This window comes from Variovorax sp. 10L426, assembly GCF_056395305.1.
The window spans coordinates 402570-421175 of record NZ_JBFTJF010000002.1 but is presented as its reverse complement, the minus strand read 5'-3'; the positions used below and the strand labels follow the sequence as shown (position 1 = coordinate 421175).

At 65.1% G+C, this 18606-nt stretch carries 18 protein-coding genes; 12 read left to right on the top strand and 6 right to left on the bottom strand.

What is annotated here, in order from left to right:
• Together AC1DHL_RS04640 and AC1DHL_RS04635 are read left to right on the top strand one after the other, a co-directional pair.
• Nucleotides 1-736, top strand: a 736-nt coding sequence (locus AC1DHL_RS04640) for an MMPL family transporter (protein WP_478160944.1), incomplete at its 5' end; no start/stop codon positions are given.
• Nucleotides 737-752: 16 nt separating this feature from the next.
• Complete coding sequence (locus tag AC1DHL_RS04635; RefSeq protein WP_478160942.1) at nt 753-2393, top strand: 3-(methylthio)propionyl-CoA ligase; 1641 nt, start codon at nt 753-755, stop codon at nt 2391-2393.
• A 249-nt stretch (nt 2394-2642) separates the two neighbouring features.
• On the opposite strand, the gene AC1DHL_RS04630 is transcribed toward AC1DHL_RS04635, so the two are convergent.
• From AC1DHL_RS04630 to AC1DHL_RS04620, 3 genes are all read right to left on the bottom strand, one after another.
• Nucleotides 2643-3059, bottom strand: coding sequence for a putative Ig domain-containing protein (locus tag AC1DHL_RS04630; protein ID WP_478160940.1), 417 nt, complete (start codon nt 3057-3059; stop codon nt 2643-2645).
• Nucleotides 3056-4789 (bottom strand): amidohydrolase, encoded by a 1734-nt coding sequence (locus AC1DHL_RS04625; RefSeq protein WP_478160938.1) that lies wholly within the window; start codon nt 4787-4789, stop codon nt 3056-3058. Before AC1DHL_RS04625 ends, AC1DHL_RS04630 begins: the two co-directional genes overlap by 4 nt.
• Before the next feature lie 177 nt (nt 4790-4966).
• On the bottom strand, nt 4967-5851 hold the full coding sequence (locus AC1DHL_RS04620; protein ID WP_478160936.1) for a LysR family transcriptional regulator: 885 nt from the start codon (nt 5849-5851) through the stop codon (nt 4967-4969).
• A gap of 92 nt (nt 5852-5943) precedes the next feature.
• Here AC1DHL_RS04620 and AC1DHL_RS04615 point away from each other — a divergent pair, with 92 nt between their 5' ends.
• From AC1DHL_RS04615 to AC1DHL_RS04600, 4 genes are all read left to right on the top strand, one after another.
• On the top strand, nt 5944-7158 hold the full coding sequence (locus tag AC1DHL_RS04615; protein ID WP_478160934.1) for a M20 aminoacylase family protein: 1215 nt from the start codon (nt 5944-5946) through the stop codon (nt 7156-7158).
• A gap of 10 nt (nt 7159-7168) precedes the next feature.
• Nucleotides 7169-8158, top strand: coding sequence for a Bug family tripartite tricarboxylate transporter substrate binding protein (locus tag AC1DHL_RS04610; protein WP_478160932.1), 990 nt, complete (start codon nt 7169-7171; stop codon nt 8156-8158).
• A 378-nt stretch (nt 8159-8536) separates the two neighbouring features.
• Nucleotides 8537-9010, top strand: a complete 474-nt coding sequence (locus tag AC1DHL_RS04605) for an SET domain-containing protein (protein ID WP_478105616.1) — start codon at nt 8537-8539, stop codon at nt 9008-9010.
• 487 nt (nt 9011-9497) lie between these two features.
• On the top strand, nt 9498-9833 hold the full coding sequence (locus tag AC1DHL_RS04600) for a hypothetical protein (protein WP_478105614.1): 336 nt from the start codon (nt 9498-9500) through the stop codon (nt 9831-9833).
• 53 nt (nt 9834-9886) lie between these two features.
• Here the strand turns inward: AC1DHL_RS04600 and AC1DHL_RS04595 are convergent, their stop codons facing one another.
• From AC1DHL_RS04595 to AC1DHL_RS04585, 3 genes are read right to left on the bottom strand one after another with little or no spacing between them, the layout of a single operon-like run.
• A complete protein-coding gene (locus tag AC1DHL_RS04595; RefSeq protein ID WP_478160957.1) occupies nt 9887-10864 on the bottom strand; it encodes a Bug family tripartite tricarboxylate transporter substrate binding protein in 978 nt (325 codons plus the stop codon).
• Between the two features lie 46 nt (nt 10865-10910).
• The gene (locus tag AC1DHL_RS04590; RefSeq protein ID WP_478160930.1) at nt 10911-11477 is read right to left on the bottom strand and encodes a DUF2889 domain-containing protein; all 567 of its coding nucleotides are present in this window, start codon (nt 11475-11477) and stop codon (nt 10911-10913) included.
• A 50-nt stretch (nt 11478-11527) separates the two neighbouring features.
• Entirely contained in the window at nt 11528-12757 is a 1230-nt protein-coding gene (locus tag AC1DHL_RS04585; RefSeq protein WP_478105610.1) for a CaiB/BaiF CoA transferase family protein, read from the bottom strand.
• Between the two features lie 162 nt (nt 12758-12919).
• On the opposite strand from AC1DHL_RS04585, the gene AC1DHL_RS04580 reads away from it, so the two are divergent.
• From AC1DHL_RS04580 to AC1DHL_RS04555, 6 genes are read left to right on the top strand one after another with little or no spacing between them, the layout of a single operon-like run.
• On the top strand, nt 12920-14131 hold the full coding sequence (locus AC1DHL_RS04580; RefSeq protein ID WP_478105608.1) for an ABC transporter substrate-binding protein: 1212 nt from the start codon (nt 12920-12922) through the stop codon (nt 14129-14131).
• Nucleotides 14132-14141: 10 nt separating this feature from the next.
• A complete protein-coding gene (locus tag AC1DHL_RS04575) occupies nt 14142-14981 on the top strand; it encodes an HTD2 family dehydratase (RefSeq protein ID WP_478160928.1) in 840 nt (279 codons plus the stop codon).
• Nucleotides 14982-15025: 44 nt separating this feature from the next.
• Nucleotides 15026-15769, top strand: coding sequence for an SDR family NAD(P)-dependent oxidoreductase (locus AC1DHL_RS04570; protein WP_478105604.1), 744 nt, complete (start codon nt 15026-15028; stop codon nt 15767-15769).
• 18 nt (nt 15770-15787) lie between these two features.
• Nucleotides 15788-16702, top strand: a complete 915-nt coding sequence (locus tag AC1DHL_RS04565) for an NAD(P)-dependent oxidoreductase (protein WP_478160926.1) — start codon at nt 15788-15790, stop codon at nt 16700-16702.
• Nucleotides 16703-16706: 4 nt separating this feature from the next.
• Entirely contained in the window at nt 16707-17585 is an 879-nt protein-coding gene (locus AC1DHL_RS04560) for a branched-chain amino acid ABC transporter permease (protein WP_478105600.1), read from the top strand.
• Nucleotides 17578-18564, top strand: coding sequence for a branched-chain amino acid ABC transporter permease (locus AC1DHL_RS04555; protein ID WP_478105598.1), 987 nt, complete (start codon nt 17578-17580; stop codon nt 18562-18564). Before AC1DHL_RS04560 ends, AC1DHL_RS04555 begins: the two co-directional genes overlap by 8 nt.
• The last annotated feature ends 42 nt before the right edge of the window (nt 18565-18606 follow it).

Sequence of the window (18606 nt, the reverse complement as noted above, 5' to 3'; positions counted from 1 at the left end):
GGCCACGGTGAACAACCCGGAGCTCTTCAACACCGAGTGCTCGGTGATGCCGCTGGTGGCCTACCTCTCGGACCACAAGGCCGAGACGCTGCAGAAGGTGCTTGCCGTGGTCGAGAACTTCGTGAAGGACCATCCGACCGATCCGGCGCTGGTGCAGATCCTGCCGGCCGCGGGGTCGGCGGGCATCGAGGCTGCGACCAACATCGTGGTGCATCAGGCCAACAGGACCATGCTGCTCTATGTCTACGCCGCCGTGATCGCGCTGTGCTTCCTGACCTTCCGATCCTGGCGTGCGGTGCTGGTGGCGGTGATCCCGCTGGTGGTCACCTCCATCCTGTGCGAGGCGCTGATGGTGTGGCTGGGCATCGGCGTGAAGGTCGCAACGCTGCCGGTGATTGCGCTGGGCGTGGGCATCGGCGTGGACTACGCGTTGTACCTGCTGTCGGTGCAACTCGCAGGCCAGCGCCGGGGCCTGACCTTGGCCCGCGCCTACGGCGATGCGGTGATGTTCACAGGCCGTGTCGTCGCACTCGTCGGCGTCACCCTCGCCGCCGGGGTCATCACCTGGGCCTTCTCGCCCATCAAGTTCCAGGCCGACATGGGCATCCTTCTGACCTTCATGTTCGTCTGGAACATGGTGGGGGCGCTCGTGCTCATCCCCGCGCTGTCGCACTTCCTGTTGAACGACAGGCATTTCAAGCAACCGGGCCTGGCATTTGCCGCAGTGCCGGCTTGACAAGGAAAGAAGAACAATGAACGGACTCATGATGCAGCAGTCGCTGCTGATCTCGTCGCTGCTGGTGCACGCCGAGCGTCACCATGGCGAACAGGAAATCGTGTCGCGCCGCGTCGAGGGCGACATCCATCGCTACACCTTCCGCGAACTGGCGGCACGCTCGCGGCGCATGGCCAATGCACTCGCGTCGCTCGGTGTGACGCAGTCCCAGCGCGTGGCGACGCTCGCGTGGAATGGCCATCGCCACATGGAGCTGTACTACGCGGTCTCGGGGTCAGGTGCCGTGCTGCACACGCTGAACCCGCGCCTGCACGCGGACCAGGTGGTGTGGATCGCGGACCATGCCGAAGACCAGGTGCTGTTCTTCGACCTCACGTTCCTGCCGCTCGTCGAGGCCATCGCCTCTCGCGTGAAGACGCTCCGCCACTTCGTCGCCTTGACCGATCGCGCGCACATGCCGGCCCAGAGCACCGTGCCGGGCCTGTTGTGCTACGAGGACTTGGTGGAACAGGGCAGCGAGCACTTCGAATGGCCCGATCTCGACGAGAACACAGCCTCGTCGCTGTGCTACACCTCGGGCACCACGGGCAACCCCAAGGGCGTGCTCTACAGCCATCGCTCGACGATGCTGCACACCTTTGCCGCTGCCTTGCCTGATGCGCTGAACTGCTCGTCGAGCGATGTGATCCTGCCGGTGGTGCCGATGTTCCACGTCAATGCATGGGGCCTGCCCTACGTCGCCTGCATGGTCGGCGCCAAGCTGGTGTTCCCCGGACCGGGTCTGGACGGCAAGTCGCTGCACGAACTGTTCGAGGTCGAGGGCGTCACGCTGTCCGCGGGCGTGCCGACCGTGTGGCAGGGCCTGCTGGCGCACGTCGAGGCGCACGACCTCGCATTTCGCACGATGCGCCGCACGATCATCGGCGGCTCGGCCTGTCCGCCCGCGATGATCCGCACGTTCCAGGAGATCTATGGGGTGGAAGTGCTGCACGCATGGGGCATGACCGAAATGAGCCCACTCGGAACGGTGTGCAGCTTCAAGCCCCGGCACCAGTGGCTTTCCCAGGAGGAGCGCTACGCCGTGCAGGCCAAGCAGGGGCACGCGCTCTTCGGCGTCGACATGAAGATCGTCGGCGAAGACGGCGGCGAGCTGCCGTGGGACGGCAAGGCCAGCGGCGACCTGCTGGTGCGCGGGCCGTGGATCGTCTCGCAGTATTTCAGGGGCGAGGGCGACTCGCCGCTGGTGCATTCGGACGGCCAGGGCTGGTTCCCGACGGGCGACGTCGCCACCATCGATGCCGACGGCTTCATGCAGATCACCGACCGCAGCAAGGACGTCATCAAGTCCGGGGGCGAGTGGATCGGGTCCATCGACCTCGAAAACATCGCGATGGCGCACCCGCAAGTGGCGATGGCGGCCTGCATCGCGGCGCATCACCCCAAATGGGACGAGCGACCGCTGCTGGTGGTTGTGAAGAAGCCGAACCAGCCGCTCAGCCGCGAAGAGCTGCTGGCCTTCTATGAAGGAAAGATCGCCAAGTGGTGGACGCCGGACGACGTCGTCTTCGTCGACGCGATCCCGCTCGGCGCGACCGGGAAGATGCTCAAGAACCGTCTGCGCGAGACCTTCAAGGCGCACATCCTGCCGACTGCCTAGAGCTGAAGATGAAATCGCTGTTTCGCGCGCAGTCGTCGAAGTCGCTGAGCGTTCCGTCGCCGCTGCCTCCCATGTCGCTTCGTGATCGTCCTTGCAAGCCACCGCAGGCGCTCACGTACGTGGCACTACGTGCGCGCCCGGATGGAGCATTCTCGGCGCACGAACAAGAGTTGGAGACTGCCGGACATCGAAAGGGTGAGCTGAACGGGGCGCAGTGTGCCTGCATGGCCCGGATGTTCTTTCCGCCACTCATTCTTCGTCAGGAAGGAAGCGAGCGACGATGAGCGTCACATCGCCGCTGACTGGGACTCGTATGCCTGCGGGAATCGGCTGACCCCCCACGCCGTCGATGGCCAATTCGAAGCGGTAGGTCCCTTCGGCGGTCGGCGTGCCCGACACGTGCCCGCCCGGACCGAGCTGCATACCAGGAGGCAGTGCCCCGCTTCGCACCGACAGCCGGATCGCGTCACGGCAGCGTTCCGGTGTCACCGTGGAATGCACCGTGCGCTCCTCGCCCAGCAACAGACCCAGAGTCCGGGTCTCGAAGTCGATCTTGATCGACTTCGCTTCCATGGCACAGGCCTTGTCCCCCGGGTCCCACGCCGCCAGGGCGGCGAGGGAGACGGCCACGCAAGCCAGCGCGAGCAACGGCCGCCTGAAGGTCATGGCGTCGAGCCGAACTGCACGTCAGCGGCCTTGTAGACTTCGCGTCCGTCAACATAGGTGGCCGCGACGCGGACATTCTTGATCTCGGCCTCGGGCACCGTCATGAAGTCGCTCTTGAGCGCAACGAAGTCGGCCAGCTTGCCGGCTTCGATGGAGCCCTTGCTGGCGGCTTCGTTGTTCAGCTTCGCGAAGTTGATGGTGAACATGCGCAGGACTGCGACGCGGTCGACGCGCTGATTGGCGCCGTAAACGCCGTCGTTGATGGTGTCACGCGTGATGAAGTGGTACATCGAGACGAAGGGATTCAACACCAGCGGCGAGTCGGATCCGCCGGTGAGCGTGAAGCCCTCGTCCATGAAGGTCTTGACCGGCGTGACCTGCTCAGCCCGCGAGCGGCCCCACTGCTGGGCAATCACCGGCGCTGCGTAGTACAGGTGCGTCTGCACCGACAGCTTCACCCCGAGCGCGCGCATGCGGGCGTACTGGTCGGGCCGCACAACGAAGGCGTGCTCGATGGTCCAGTCTTTCACTGCACCCGGCTTGGCCCGGTCGAGTTGTTCCCACACACCCAGCACTAGATCCAGCGCCGCGTCCCCCACGACATGAACTGCAACGCGGTAGTTGTTCGCCGCCCATTCGCTCACCACATCCTTGTGCTCCTGCGCAGTGACGAGCGGCAGTCCGGAGTAGGTGCCGCCCTTGCCATACGGCTCTGCATAGGGCTGCGTCATGAAGCCGCCTTCGAAGCCGCCGTCGATGTAAGTCTTGACGCCCCAAATTCGGGCCCAATCGTCGCCTGAACCCGGCGGCAGGTTGGCCGCGGTGCGAATGGCCTGCGCCTTTGCAGCGGTGTCGACGCGCGAGTCGAGCAGCAACTGGAAGCGCAGGTTCAACTTGCCATCTCTTTGCAGTTGCCGGATCAGGCCGTGCACGGTCGGAACGTCGGAGCCCGTAAAGGAACCCGGAACACGCACGCTGGTCACGCCCAGCGCATTGAGCTTGGCCTGCCATATCTGCAGTGCGGCGGCATCGAACGCCGGTGCCGGCGGCAGCGTCACCAAGTTCTGCGCGGCATTGATCAGCACGCCGGTGAGGTTGCCGTTGATGTCCTTGTCGATGATCCCGCCGGTCGGCTGGGGCGTCGACGCGGTGATGTTGAACTTCGCCAGCGCGACAGAGTTCAGAATCGACGTGAGGCCGCCGCGATGCACCACCAGCGGATTGTTGGGTGCCACGCTGTCGAGTTCTGCCAAGGTTGGCATGCGGCGCTCGTCGAGTTGCGCGTGGTACCAGTCGGGGTTGGTTTCCAGCAGTTTCCCCGCCGGGGCCGCGGCCACTGCGCTGCGGATGGCGTCGAGCAACTCTGCAATCGAACGCGTCTTCGACAGGTCGATGTTGGGACCGCCGCCAGCGTCATGGATATGGCCGTCGACGAGGCCAGGCAGCACAGTTCGGCCACCCAGGTTGACGACCTTGGTTGCCGGTCCGACGCGGCTGAGGATCTCGGTGTTTGCGCCGACTGCCACGAAACGCCCGTCCTTCACCGCAAAGGCCTCGGTGACAGAGTTCTTGTCGTCGACCGTCACCACGTTGGCGTTGGTGTAGACCGCATCCGCGGCGTCCACCGGCAGCGTCGCGGAGCCGTCGCTTCCACCCCCGCAACCCGGGATGGTGACGAGCGCTGCGATCGACGCGGCGATGCAGATGGCCAGGGCATTTCTTCTCGGCATGAGCATGCGAACTAACTCCTCTAGTTGTTGGTTGAAGCGAAGGTCGCCAAGGTCGATTTGCAATCCTTGGGCAACCATCGCTGCGGACTCTAGGGAGCGCAGTGCGCAACGTCTAATGCATAATTTCTTTGATTAGCATGAGTTTTTTGCAGACTTATCGGCTCGTGCGGCTATGCCTCAATCGCGCATCAATTCGTCCATCAACTGCCGCAAGATGGGCAGCGCGGGTGGTTCCGACCGCCGGCGCAAGGTGATCAGGCCAAAGCGCGCGGCGGCGTCGAGCGGGGGCTGCATCTTGACTTCGACCAGGTCGGGTGCCGAGGCGCGGATCGCCAGCAGCACGGCATCGCTGCGGCGCACGACGTCGACCAGGCTGGGCAACTCCTCGCACTCCAGCGAGACGCATTTCGAGGGGTGCGCGTCGGGCCCATAGCGTTCCATCAACTCGCGCGAGATCTCGTCGCCCAACGGGGTGGACGCGATCGGGTAGCGGCTCAACGTCTCGAAGTCGACGCCGCCGAGTTTGCGCGCCAGCGGGTGTCCCTTGCGGCACATGAAGGCGCCGCGCATGTCGCGCAGAAGGGTGGTCTGCAGATCTGTCGCCGGACGCAGTGAACGGGCTTCGAGCACCACGGCATCCAGCGTGCGCTCGCGCAGCGCCTGCAGCAGCAACTCAGTGCCGCCGCGCGCCACTTTCACACGCAGCTTCGGATAGTGTGTGGCGATGTGCATCAACAGCGGCGTCATCAGGATGGCGCCCGGGCCGGACGCCATTCCGACGCGTATCGTGCCAGCCTGGCCGGCGCTCATCAGGCGGCCGCTTTCGCGCAGGTCGCCGGCCTCCAGCACCAGATCCTGTGCGCGCGCCAACACCTCGCGACCGAACGGGGTGAGTTCGCTGCGGCGGCCCACTCGGTCGAACAGTGGAAGTTCGAGTTCGTCTTCCAGCGCGCGGATGCTGCGGCTCAGTGCCGGCTGCGTCAGATGCAGCAATTCGCCGGCCTTGCTGAACGAGCCGGATTCGGCGAGGGCTATGAAATGTTTCAGTTGTACGAGGGTCATCCGGGTCGTCGGCGATGTCTGACTAAAACGCATCATAAGAGAAAAATCTATGCATTGGACGTTGGCCATCCGCGTTCCTACGATGCGTTGCCATGACAAGCGCCATCCTGCTGAATGACGATGAGGTGAACGCGATGACCGAATGGCGTCGCGCCATGCATCGCCATCCTGAACTGGGCTTCGAGGAGCTGCGCACCGGCGCGCTGGTGGCGCAATGCCTGCGCGATTGGGGCTATGAGGTGACAACCGGCGTTGCCGGCACCGGGCTGGTGGGGAAGCTCTCTTTCGGCCCGGGCGAACGCAGGCTGGGCCTGCGCGCCGAAATGGACGCTCTGCCCATCCACGAGAACACCGGCTTGCCCTGGGCCAGCGAGTTGCCGGGAAAGATGCACGCATGCGGCCACGACGGCCACACCGCGATGTTGCTCGGCGCGGCACAGGCGCTGGCGCGTATGCGCCGCGAAGGTGCAGCATGGGGCGGTACCTTGCACCTCATCTTCCAGCCGGCCGAGGAACTCGGCGGCGATGGTGGTGCCAGGCGCATGCTTGAGGAAGGCCTGTTCGAGCGCTTTCCTTGCGACGCGGTGTTTGCGATGCACAACCACCCAGACCAGCCTGCACGGCAACTCTTCTTTCGGCCCGGGCCCTTCTTGGCCTCATCTGACAAGGCACGCATCCGCTTTCGGGGTCGTGGCGGCCATGGTGCCATGCCGCATCGCGCGATCGATCCATCACTCCCTGCCGCTGCCACGGTGCTGGCGCTGCAAAGCATCGTCGGGCGCAATGTCGACCCGCAGGATGCCGCAGTGGTCACCGTGGGGCGCCTCCAGGCGGGACAGACCTACAACGTCATTCCCGAAACATCGGAGCTTGAGCTCAGCGTGCGCGCGCTGCGGCCCGACGTGCGCGACATGCTGGAGCGACGCATCGGCGAGATTGCGCATGGCCAGGCCACCAGCTTCGACTGCGAGTGCAAAATCGATTACGAGCGCGGATACCCCGTGCTTGTGAACAGCGAGCGGGAAACGCTTTTCGCGGCCGACGTGGCGCGCGATCTGTTCGGCAACGCGCAAGTCACTGGCGACGCCACGCCCTTGTGCGCGAGCGAGGACTTCGCCTACATGCTGCAGAAGCGCCCAGGCTGCTACCTGATGATCGGCAACGGCGACAACGGTCATGCAGAGGGCACAGCCTGCGGGCCCTGCAGCGTGCACAACCCGCACTTCGATTTCAATGACCGTTGCCTTGCCACCGGCGCCACGTTCTGGGTGGCCCTGACGAAGGCTTTTTTCACCCGTGACCTATGAGTACAACCCCATGAAGACCACTCGCCGGCTCGCCCTTTCCCTTTTGCCTCTCTGCCTCGCCCTGGGTGCGGGCACTGCGTCTGCGGCCGACCCGTATCCGTCGAAGACGGTGACGCTCCTGGTCCCGTACCCGGCGGGCGGACTGTCGGACTCGATTGCGCGCTCGCTCGCTGCGCCGCTGACAAAGGCCCTGGGCCAGCAGGTAATCGTCGACAACCTGGGTGGCGTCAGCGGCGCGCTGGCTGCGCAAAAGGTGCTGAGCGCGCCGGCCGATGGCTACATGCTGTTCCTTGGCTCGCCCACCGAGGTCATCCTCGCTCCGCTGGCCAATTCCGCGGTCAAGCTTCGCGCCGAGGACTTCCGGCTCGTCACGCAGCTCACCATCAACCCTCTGATGGTTGTGGCACGAAAGGATCTCCCCGCCAACACGATCGACGAACTGGTCGCGTTGGGCAGGAAGCCCGGCGCCGCGCCGCTCAACTACGGCAGCGTCGGCATCGGCTCGATGTATCACATGCTCACCGAAGCCATGGCGGCGCAGACGGGGATGACCGTGACGCATGTGCCGTACAAGGGCATGGCGCCGTTGATCCAGGACATGGGTGGCAACAATGTGGACTTCGCTATCCTGCCGTATGCAACGAGCTTCCGCGGCTTGGCGGACACCGGGCGCATGAAGATGATCGGCTGGGTCAGCGAAACACGCAGCCCGCTCGACAAAGATGTGTCGGCTTTCGGCGAAGGCAAACAACTGCCGACCTTCAGCCACCGCACGTGGGCTGGCCTCATGGTGAAGAAGGGAACGCCCGACGATGTGGTGAAGGCGATCCACAAGGCCATCGCCGAAGCGATGCGCGACCCCGAAGCGCGCAAACAACTCGCTGCCACCGGCTCGGAGATCGCGCCCATCAATGCGCAGGCGGAGGCCGACGAATTGCTGGTCAGCGAGACCGCCAAATTCCGAGTCATCGCCAAGAGCATCAACTTGCAGCCGCAGTAAGGCTGCTCACCTTCAGTAGTCCGCGCTGTTCGCCAGTCATCGTTTCGGCGCGCAAAGGGGTCGGCGCGGCATGTGCGTCGTCCGGTCACCCGACGCGAGTGTGGTCGCACGAGCTTCCAAGTCGGCGACTCGCTTGCGCTCATGGGCAGTTACGTCAGCTCGAGACTTCGATTGCTGTCGTTCACGCAGAAAGCGCTCCGTTCTTTCTCAGTCAATGAACCTCGTCGCATCAGACCTTGAATCCGGAGATCGGCGAGTGATGTCGGGCGTTGCTCCCGCCCGCTCCGCTCGCCGAACGCAAGGAGCAACCGTGGTCGTCGCTTGGTCACTGCGTCCGTTGGTCGAGCAATGCGAGCGCCACCTACAATTTCCACCCGCATGGCAAAGCTTCACAAGCACACATCTTCGACCCCCTGCATCCGCGTGGCGCCCAGCGGTGTCCACGGCCTCGGCGCCTTCGCGACGCGGACCATGCCCGCTTTCGCATTGCTGGGCCTGTATGAAGGCCGGCGCTACTCGCAACAGGAAGTTGCGGCCAGGGCCTGGGACGACCAGTTGACTTACCTGTTCGGATTGTCGAATCACGAGACCATCGACGGCGCCAAGGGCGGCAATGGCACTCGCCACCTGAATCACTCCTGTGACCCGAATTGCGAAGCGATCGAAGAGTACGACGACGCAGGCCGGTTGCTGCTGAAGTTTCAGACGATCATGTCCGTGGAGGCGGGAGACGAACTGTTCATCGACTACTGCCTGACAGCGGACGACGGCTCACCGCCCTCGGACTATCCCTGCCATTGCGGCGCTACGAACTGCCGCGGCACGATGCTCGCGGCGGTCGACGCGGACTGAACTCCGCGAGGTGCGCCGCCGCGGCGCTGGATCTCGCCCATGCGCTTTCTCAAACATGCGCTTGGGGTGGCCGTCATCGGAGTTAGTGGGCCGCCCGAGCAGGTCTTCAACGCACGCGCGGCGAAACGGACGCGACTTCCTGGGGCATCTCGGCTGGAACGGCTGAAGGTGGGCGCCGCAGCCGCTGCGTTGAGGCGGGCGCATCCGGCACCTTTCAGGTTCGGGGTCAGTTCGCTTGTGCGTGCGAAACAGCACCTTGTATCCATGGTCGCGACATTGCGTCCGCGCTACTGCAAATCGAAAATGGCGCCACCAAAACGCACTGCGGAGGATCACGTATCGGGAGATCAAGGTTGCCAACGGTGTGCTGTTGGCAACCAGGTCGCATTCAATTGATCGATTCGCTCAGCGACCTTTGGCACCGGTCAACCGCGAGGTCGTCGACGCGTTGGTGAAGATCGCGGCCCTCACTTCATCACGGACAACAATGAAAAAGTATTCCTATTTCGTACCAGTTGCATGCGCCTTGCTCGGCCTGACCGGCGTCGCACACGCGGTCAACATCGACATCAATGTGGGGACGCCTGCGCCGGTCTACGTCGCACCGCCGCCCGTGTACGTTGCCCCGCGACCGGTGTACGTGCCTCCGCCTGCTCAGGTGGTGGTTGTGCCCGGCTGGTATGGCGAGCGCTACTACGATGGGCGTCGCTATTGGAGCCGACACGATTGGGAGGCCCGCGAGCACTACGACCGAGACCATCATCACCACGAAGGCAATCGCTACCACTGCCCGCCGGGCCACGCCAAGAAGGGCGAGTGCTGACCAGTCAGCTCAATCCCTGCGTTTCTTCGCGCTTGTCGACACCGTGAGCACGTTCATTCGAGGGCAATCCCGGCCTTGCGCGTCACCGTGCGCCAGCGCGACAAGTCCGCTTCGAGTTCGGCTCGGAATTCCGATGGCGTGTTGACGACCGGATCGACCCCTCGAGAAGTCATGGCCTTTCGTGCCTCCTCGCTGCCAAGCCCCTGAACCAATGCCGCATGGATCTGGTTCGTGATCGTGCTGTCCAGGCGGGCAGGCGCGAGTACGCCGAACCATGTGGTCGGGCTGTAGTCGGCGAGGCCGGCTTCCCGCATCGTCGGCAAATCGGGTGCGACGCTCGCGCGGTTGGCGCCGGTGACGGCGAGGCCGCGCAGTTGCCCACTTTGGATGAATGGCAGCGAGGAGGGCAGGGTGTCGAAGTACGCCTGCACCTGGCCGCCGATCAGATCCGTGATGACCTGACTGCTTCCTTTGTAGGGGATGTGCCGCAGGTTCGCCCCTGTGGTCTGTACAAACAGTTCAGCCGCCATGTGGGTGATGTTGCCGATGCCGGCCGAGCCGAACAGGATCGGCTCGTTGCTGGCCTTGGTGTACGCGATGAATTCCTGCACCGTTCTTGCGGGCAGCTTGGGGTTGATGACCAGAACCAGCGGCGTCAGTCCGACCATACTGATCGGCGTGAAATCGCGCATTGGGTCGTACGGCGGCTTGGCCATCAGCACCGGGCTGATCGACTGGCTGGCCGTCACCCCTAGAAGCAGGGTGTGGCCGTCTGGCTGCGATCGCGCCACCTCGGCGGCTGCGATGGTTCCGTTCGCTCCGGCCTTGTTTTCAACCACCACATTGGCACCCAGTGCCTGGCCAAGGTACTGGCCGACCAGTCGAGCGACCAGGTCGGCGCCGCCAGCTGGCGGAAATCCGACAAGCAACCGGATCGATCGGTCCGGAAATGATGCCGCTCGGGCGGGAAGGCTGGTCGCAGCGAGCGTTGCCAGCGCGGCGATCAGTGCTTGCCTGCGTTTCACGTTCATGTTGTCCACGAGTGTCTCCTGTTTCGGGCAGGTGACCGGTGCAGTGTCATGCCCCCGGTCGCTGGGTGGGTCGATGCAGATGCGGCCAGAGCAGGGCGACCACGGGACCTTCGGCCGCATAGGCCAGGCAGCTGTCGACCTTGGCCTGACGTTGCGTCTCGTTGACGGGATCGTTGATGCGGGCCAGGCGAAGCGGTGCCAGCCCCTGGTAGGCTGCGGTGGCCATCGGGCCGAGCAGTTCCACGATGTGCGTGCATGAGGCCTTGCGACCCAGCAGTTCGCGCACGCGCCTGTTCCAGCCGCCGCTCATGGTCAGGCCGATCAGCGGCTGGAGGGTGGTCTCCGCGCGCCGGCAGACATCGAATGGCGTGGCCTGCATGCGGGCGGTTGCCTGGTGGATTCGGAGATGCTCATCGGCGACCAGGTTCACGACGATGTCATGCAGGGGCTCGCCGGCGGGAAGCTCTTCGTCGGCGAGTTGTCGTCGAAACGCATGCGTCTTCCGGTCGAGAAGCGCTCCCTCGACCTCGTAGAGCCCGTCCGGGCGGGAGAAGAACCGGAGGTCGATCTGCCGGTGGTGGACGAGCTTGCGCCCGGTGTCCGGGGCATTCATGACGCCTCCAGGATTCGAAGCCTGCGCGAGCGCGACATCTCGGCCGAGCCTCAGGCTGCCTCGCGCACCGGGGTCCAGCCGAATGAGCCCGGCCTTGCGGACATCACCGCGCCGGAGGCCAGCAAGGCGTCGTACTGCGCGCCCGAGATGCCAGCGGCCTTCAAGACCTCGGACGTGTGCTCGCCCAGTTCGGCAGGGGGCCGGGTCGGGATCTCGGCGACGTCCGCATGCAGGCGGGGAAATTCGGGTGCCTCGAAGTCCAGTCCACGGAAGCGCAGCGACCGCAGCGTGCCAGGTTCATGGGCCTGGGGTGCTTCGAGGACGCGCTCGAGTGGCAGCACTTCGGTGCAACCAACGCCTGCTGCCTTGAGTCGCTTTGCAACGTCGTCGAAGTGGTGGGCTGAGATGGCCCTCTTGACGATCTCTTCGACCTGCTCGCGCGCCTTTTTCCGCAGGCGCAGCGTGGCCAACGACGGGTCGCCCGCCTGGGGGAGCTGCATGGCCTCGCAGAACTTCAGCCAGTGCCCGTCTGTGAGCATGAGCAGGTAGATCCAGCGTTCGTCCGCCGTGCAGTAGGCGCCGTAGCCCGGCATGCTGAACTCGCCATGGGGCTCGCGTTCAGGGCGCCCCAGCAACTGGGTCTTGAGCTGCACGCCCACCAGATCCCTGGAGGCGACATGCAGGCCGGTTTCGTAGAGGCCCACTTCGATATGTCCCGCGCTCGCATCCTTGGCCGACCCAAGCATCGACGCCAGGATGCCGATCACCGCATAGGCGCCGGCGAACTGGTCGTGGTACGAAGGGCCGAGGCGGCTGGGCCGGCCGTTGATCCGATTCGCATCCATCACGCCGGTGGCGGCCTCCGCGACGGGATTGGAGGCCAGATCGTCGCCCTGCGGCCCGTTGGCGTAGCCGCGGATGTGACAGTAGATCAGTGCCGGGTTGATGTCCGCACACGCTTGCCGGGTGACACCGAGCTTGCGCGCGGCGCGCGGGGCCAGGTTGTGGACCAGCGCGTCGGCGCCTGCCAGCAGCTGTTTGAGCGCCGACTGGCCGTCGGGCTTCGACAGATCGATGCAGACGCTCTTCTTGCCGTGACTGTAGGCGATGAAGGTGCCGCTGGGGCCGCCGCGCACCAGGGCGCGCGTGGGATCGCCCGCAGGCGGCTCCACCTTGATCACTTCGGCGCCCAACTGGGAAAGGATGTGGGTGGCGAAGGGGGCGGCCAGCATGGTGCCGAGTTCGATGACCCGCTTGCCGGCGAGGGGAGGTTGTTTCATGCGTCGACTCCTGAAGAATGCATTTTATATGTCGACAGGCCGGCGCATTTATCGAGTTTTACCAAGGAAAACCCTAAGAAGATGGCATGACTCGATACTTATAGAATGCATTCTTGAGCGATTTCGCAAGGTCGACTCTTTCTTTCAGAACAGGAGACATTCATGCGCAGAAGGACATTCCTCTCGACGGGTGCGATGGCGGCCTCGGTGGCGCTGCCCCACTGGGCCCAGGCTCAGCAAGCTTCCCCTGGCATCGACCTCGCGACCAAGACAGTGACGGTCGGCGCCTTCACGCCGATCACGGGACCGGTGCCCTTCTACGCCATCCTCACGCACGCCGCGGAGGCGTGTTTCAAGTGGGCGAACGAGACCAACGCACTGGACGGCTGGAAGGTCAACTTTGTGACCTATGACGATGGCTACGAACCCGCCCGCAGCGTGGCCGTCGCAAGGCGGTTGGTCGAGGAGAACAAGATCTTCGCGCTGGCGGCGCCCGTGGGAACCGCCCAATCGGTGGCGGTGATTCCGTATGCCAAGGAGGTCGGCCTGCCGATGATCGGCCCCATCGGCGGCGCCACGGCCCTGTTCTCGGAGCGCCTGGTCTTTCCCCTGCTGCCGGACTATGGCTGGTCGGCCGCGGCCAATGTGGACTATGCGCTCACGGACCTCAAGGCCAGTCGCGTGGCGCTGCTGTGGGAAAACGACGAGTTGGGTCGCTCGGCCAAGCGCGGCTTCGATCTGCATCTCGAGACCGTGAAGAAGGAGGCCGCCGAGTCGATCCCCTTCGAGGTGCGCAATACCGATTTCACGCCGCACATCCGGCGCCTCGCCAATTCCAAGGCCGACGTGGTGGTCCTCTTCGGCTCCAACGCCAATCTTGCCGCGGCGCTGAAGGCTGCGGACCGTGTCGGTTACCAGGGCAAATGGATGGCGCCGTTCTTCACGGCCGACCCGACCACGCGCAAGCTCGCCGGCAACCTGCTCGACGGTGTGTACTTCTCGTCGTGGCTCATGCCCGTAACGGCCGACGACCCTGATATCAAGGCCTATCGGGACAACGTGGCGAAGTACTACCCGTCCGATCCCGTCGGCGTCTTCGGCCTCAACGGCTGGAGCAATGCGGCCCTGTTCATCAAGGGGTTCAAGGCACTTCTTGCCAGCGGCAAGCCGCTCACGCGTGCGAATCTGGTCGACGTGATGGAGACGATGGCGGATCAGACCGTCGGCGGCGCGCGCAAGGTCACTTTCAAGCCCGGCGACCATCGAGGGGCCCGCCAGGAGGCCATCATCGAAGCCGCGCCCGACGGCAGCTTCAAGCTCGTGCGCGACTTCCGGCCGTATCCGGTCGCGGTGTTCGACGCCAAGATCTCTTGAGGAGCGCCAATTGACGGTTTCCTACGAGGATTGGATCGACCGCGAAGAGGAGCGCACCGAGCGCATTCTCGCCAGCGCAGTCGACGCGATGGCAGCGACGCTTGACCTCGAGCGCGCCCCGCGTCCCGGCGAAACACTGCCTGCGGGTTGGCAATGGATGTTCTTCAATCCCGCGGCGCCGCGCCGTGGGTTGGGTGTCGATGGCCATCCGCGGCGCGGAGGATTCCTGCCGCCGATCGAACTTCCACGTCGCATGTGGGCGGGCAGCCGGATTCGCTACCTGGCCGATCTTCCGATCGATGCGCTCGCAACCAGGAAGAGCCGTATCCAGAAGGTCGAGAACAAGGTCGGCAAGCGCGGCTCGCTGTGGTTCGTGACCGTCGAGCACACCACGGTCTGCGAGGGCCAGGCCTGCATGGTCGAGGAGCAGGACATCGTCTACCGCGAGGCGACGCCGCCTGGCAGCGTAGCACCGAGGCCCGAGCGCTATGAGGTCGAGGCCGAATGGGGGCAGGAGATCGTCCCGGACACCACACTGCTCTTCCGCTATTCGGCGCTGACCTTCAATGGCCATCGCATCCACTACGACCAGACCTATGCACGCGAGGAAGAAGGCTATCCCGACCTGGTCGTGCATGGCCCGTTGACCGCGACGTTGCTGCAGCAGTTGGCGGTGGCAAGGGGCGGCGGAAGATCGCTGGGACGGTTCGACTTCCGCGGCGTCAACCCGCTGTTCGTCTCGAGGACCTTCCGCCTCGAAGGGCGACAGTCTGGAGCCGGAACACTCGCCCTGTGGGCGCGTGGGCCCGATGGCGAATTGGCCATGTCCGCGACCGCAGTCTTTCGTTGAATCGCCACCTATTTCAAGCACGACATCACAGGAGACAGAGCAATATGGCACAGCATTTGAGCGGTCCCGCAAGCCTGGAAGGCCAGGTCGCACTGATCACGGGCGGAGCAGGTGGCATGGGCCGCGCGATCGCCAGTGCCTTCAAGGCCGCGGGGGCGCTCGTGGTCGCCACCGATCGGGCCGAGAAGGAAGACCTCGGATCGGGCATTCAGTACCGCCGCTATGACGTGACGTCGCGCACCGCCACGGACCAGGTGATCGATGCCGTGATCGCCGAGCACGGAAAGGTCGACATCCTGGTGCTGTGCGCCGGCATCATCGCTCGCACCCCGCTGGGCGACAGCAGCGATGAAGAGTGGGACGCCATCATGCAGGTCAACGTGCGGGGTGTCGTCAATCCGGCCCGCAAGCTGTTCCCGCTCATGTGCGAGCGTGGCTACGGCAAGATTCTCGCGGCGGGCTCGATTGCGGCAAAGAACGGTGGGGTCGCCTCCGGCCCGGCCTACGTGGCATCCAAGGCAGCCGTGCACGGGATGATGCGCTGGATCGCCAAAGCAGGCGCTGCGCATGGCGTGTACGCCAACACGCTGGCCCCGGGCCCGGTGGAGACCGCGATGTGGGCGAACGTCACCGGCAACGTGGCGCCTTCGGCCAACGCAACCGTTCCGCTGGGCCGCTATGGCAATGCAGAGGACATTGCGCAAGCTGCGCTGTTCCTGTGCTCGCCGGCCTCCAACTGGATCACCGGCACGTCGCTGGACATCAGCGGCGGCATGTGGATGGACTGAAGTCGCAAAGGACAAGCCATGACAGAGCAAACCGTACCGGCAATCGGCTTCGTGGGTCTGGGGGTGATGGGCGGCGCGATGTGCCGCAACATGGCACTCAAGCACGCGGGTGAGGTCCTGGCGTTCGACACGAGCGATGCCGCATTCGAGGCGGTGCAGGGCACCAAGGCGCGCCGGGTGGGGAGCCTGGCCGAACTGGCGGCACGGGCGGACATCGTCTTCCTGTCACTGCCGGGCGGCCCCGCGGTGGAGGCCGTATGCCTCGGCGAGGAAGGCCTCACGGCAGGCGCGCGCCGCCCGCAGGTGATTGTCGACCTGAGCACCACCACGGTGGCCACGGCGCGCGGCGTCGCGCAGCGGCTCGCACAGCGCGACGTTCAGTTTGCCGACGCTCCGGTGGCGCGCACGCGCGAGGCGGCACAGCGCGGCGAACTGAGCATCATGGTGGGCGCAGCGGCACCGCTCTTCGAGCGGATCGAACCGTTGCTGCGCTACATCGGCTCGGATGTGACCTTGTGCGGTGACGTGGGCTGCGGCCAGGTGGTCAAGCTGATCAACAACGCGCTGGTGTTCGAGAACACCGTGGCGCTGGCGGAGATGATGGTGCTGGGCGAGCGTGCGGGCGTGAAGTCCGAGACGCTGCTCGATGCGGTCTCGAAGGGGTCGGGCGACAGCTTCGTCCTGCGCAACCATGGTCGCAAGGCCATGCTGCCGCGCCAGTTCCCCGAGAAGTCGTTTCCGCCCGAGTACGTCCTCAAGGACATCTCCTACGTGCTGGAACTCGCGGGGCAGACGGGCGTCGCCGCCCAGGTCACCGAACTCGCCGAGCGTTATTACGCAGCAACGGCGGCCAACGGCTTCAGCGGCCGCTATTTCCCCGCGGTGATCGAGGTGATCGATCGCAACCTCGCGCCATCGGCCGGGAAGGTCTGAAGCCATGGCTGACGTCCTGGGTCTTGTGTGGGCGGGTGTGATCAGCGGCTGCCTTTACGCGATGGGCGCGATCGGGATCGTGCTGATCTACAAGAGCTCGATGGTGGTGAATTTCGCGCACGGCAACCTCGCGGGACTCGCGGCGTTCCTCGTGTTCGGGTTCACGGCAGGCCTCCTGGGCAACATGGCCTGGGGCGCAGCCGTGATGTTGGCGCTGGCGATCATGGTGGCTGCGATGGCGATGACGTACCTTCTGCTCGCGCCGCTTGTGTTCAAGTCGGACCTGACCAGCACCATCGCGACGCTGGGCATCGGTCTGATCACCCAGGGGATCACGCAGCTGATCTTCGGCTCCAACGTGGTGTCGCTCGAATTGCCGCTTCCCGCGTGGCGCGCGCAGCTCGGGCCCTTGAGGATCTCGTCCTATGACCTCGCCGTGCTGGGCGTCACGGTGGTCGTGATTGGCGTGCTCTACCTGTTGATCGAGCGGACCCGCGTGGGCATCGCGTTCCGTGCCGTCTCGGCCAATCCGTTCGCGAGCCGGGTCTGCGGGCTGAGCTTGCGCAGGATCCATCTGTTCTCCTGGGTCGTGGCAGGCCTGCTGGGGCTCGTGGCCGCCTTGCTGATCGTGCCCACGACGTTCCTGTCGTCCACGAGCGTGGCGTCCTTCATGCTGCAGGCCTTCGCCGCGGCCGTGGTGGGCGGCTTCACGAGCCTGCCCGGCGCGGTGGTCGGGGGCATCTTCGTGGGCGTTCTGATGAACCTGCTGTCGTTCTACGTGACGGCGGAGTTCAACAACACCTACATGCTGGTGATCATGCTGCTGGTGCTCAACCTGTTTCCCAAGGGTGTGCTGGCAGTCCGGGGAGGTGCCCGTGTCTGAGGCGGCCGTGATGGTTGCGGCACCCGTGGACTCGACGGCACCGGCGACGACCTCGGCGCGCCGGCTCCCCTGGGCCGGCATCGCGATCGGCTTGGCACTGGCGGTGCTGCCGCTGGTGGCCGCGGGTTACTGGACGTTCACGCTGGGCCTGTGCTTTGCCAACGCGATCGTGATCCTGTCGGTGAGCCTTGTGGTTCGCTACGGTGGGGAAGTGTCCATCGGCCACGGGGTGTTTGCCGCCGTGGGCGCCTACGTGGTGGCGATGGTGGAGAAGTACCTGGGACTCTCGCTGCTGGTGAGCCTGCCGCTGGCCGCCATGGCTGGTGCCGTTCTGGGCATTGTGTTCGCCTATCCCTCGCGCAACCTGTCGGGCATCTACCTGGCGGTCGCGACGATGGCGCTGGCGCTCGCGTTGCCCGAGGTATTGCTGTACTTCTCCGGTGCGACCGGAGGCTACGAGGGCCTGTACGTCAAGCTCGATGCGCTGCCGGGCGTCTCGCGCGAGTTGCAGCGCTACTACCTGCCGCTGGCGGGCCTGGCGGCCGTGGTGATGCTGCTGCGGCACTTCCGCCGCTCTCGCCAGGCCATGGCGCTGCTGCTCATCCGCACCTCGGCACCGGCGGCCGAGTCCTTCGGCGTGCGGCGCAGCTGGGCACGACTGTCCTGCATGGCGCTGAGCGCGGCCATCGCGGCCGTCGGCGGGGCATTGCTGTCGTTCAGCTCCTCGACGGTGTCTCCGAACAGCTTCACGCTGTGGACGTCGATCTTCCTGCTGGTGGGTTCGGTGGTGAGCCTGTATTCGCTGACCTTCATCGGCAGTTTCATCGGTGGCCTGTTCCTCACGCTGATGCCGCTGCTGTTGGCAGGTGCCGGCGACTGGGTCCCGATCCTGTACGGCGGCGCGCTGCTGGCGGTGGTGCTGGGTGTCAATGCACTGCCCGCATCGTTGCGCCAGCGCCTCGAAGGAGGCCATGCATGAGCGCCGCGCCGGGCCGCCCCAAGCAAGCTCGCACCGCAGTGC

What these genes read in the sequence shown, in the direction of transcription:
- AC1DHL_RS04635 (WP_478160942.1), top strand. Translation starts at nt 753, where the DNA reads ATGAACGGACTCATGATGCAGCAGTCGCTGCTGATCTCGTCGCTGCTG.
- AC1DHL_RS04630 (WP_478160940.1), bottom strand. Translation starts at nt 3,059, where the DNA reads ATGACCTTCAGGCGGCCGTTGCTCGCGCTGGCTTGCGTGGCCGTCTCC.
- AC1DHL_RS04625 (WP_478160938.1), bottom strand. Translation starts at nt 4,789, where the DNA reads ATGCCGAGAAGAAATGCCCTGGCCATCTGCATCGCCGCGTCGATCGCA.
- AC1DHL_RS04620 (WP_478160936.1), bottom strand. Translation starts at nt 5,851, where the DNA reads ATGACCCTCGTACAACTGAAACATTTCATAGCCCTCGCCGAATCCGGC.
- AC1DHL_RS04615 (WP_478160934.1), top strand. Translation starts at nt 5,944, where the DNA reads ATGACAAGCGCCATCCTGCTGAATGACGATGAGGTGAACGCGATGACC.
- AC1DHL_RS04610 (WP_478160932.1), top strand. Translation starts at nt 7,169, where the DNA reads ATGAAGACCACTCGCCGGCTCGCCCTTTCCCTTTTGCCTCTCTGCCTC.
- AC1DHL_RS04605 (WP_478105616.1), top strand. Translation starts at nt 8,537, where the DNA reads ATGGCAAAGCTTCACAAGCACACATCTTCGACCCCCTGCATCCGCGTG.
- AC1DHL_RS04600 (WP_478105614.1), top strand. Translation starts at nt 9,498, where the DNA reads ATGAAAAAGTATTCCTATTTCGTACCAGTTGCATGCGCCTTGCTCGGC.
- AC1DHL_RS04595 (WP_478160957.1), bottom strand. Translation starts at nt 10,864, where the DNA reads ATGAACGTGAAACGCAGGCAAGCACTGATCGCCGCGCTGGCAACGCTC.
- AC1DHL_RS04590 (WP_478160930.1), bottom strand. Translation starts at nt 11,477, where the DNA reads ATGAATGCCCCGGACACCGGGCGCAAGCTCGTCCACCACCGGCAGATC.
- AC1DHL_RS04585 (WP_478105610.1), bottom strand. Translation starts at nt 12,757, where the DNA reads ATGAAACAACCTCCCCTCGCCGGCAAGCGGGTCATCGAACTCGGCACC.
- AC1DHL_RS04580 (WP_478105608.1), top strand. Translation starts at nt 12,920, where the DNA reads ATGCGCAGAAGGACATTCCTCTCGACGGGTGCGATGGCGGCCTCGGTG.
- AC1DHL_RS04570 (WP_478105604.1), top strand. Translation starts at nt 15,026, where the DNA reads ATGGCACAGCATTTGAGCGGTCCCGCAAGCCTGGAAGGCCAGGTCGCA.
- AC1DHL_RS04565 (WP_478160926.1), top strand. Translation starts at nt 15,788, where the DNA reads ATGACAGAGCAAACCGTACCGGCAATCGGCTTCGTGGGTCTGGGGGTG.
- AC1DHL_RS04560 (WP_478105600.1), top strand. Translation starts at nt 16,707, where the DNA reads ATGGCTGACGTCCTGGGTCTTGTGTGGGCGGGTGTGATCAGCGGCTGC.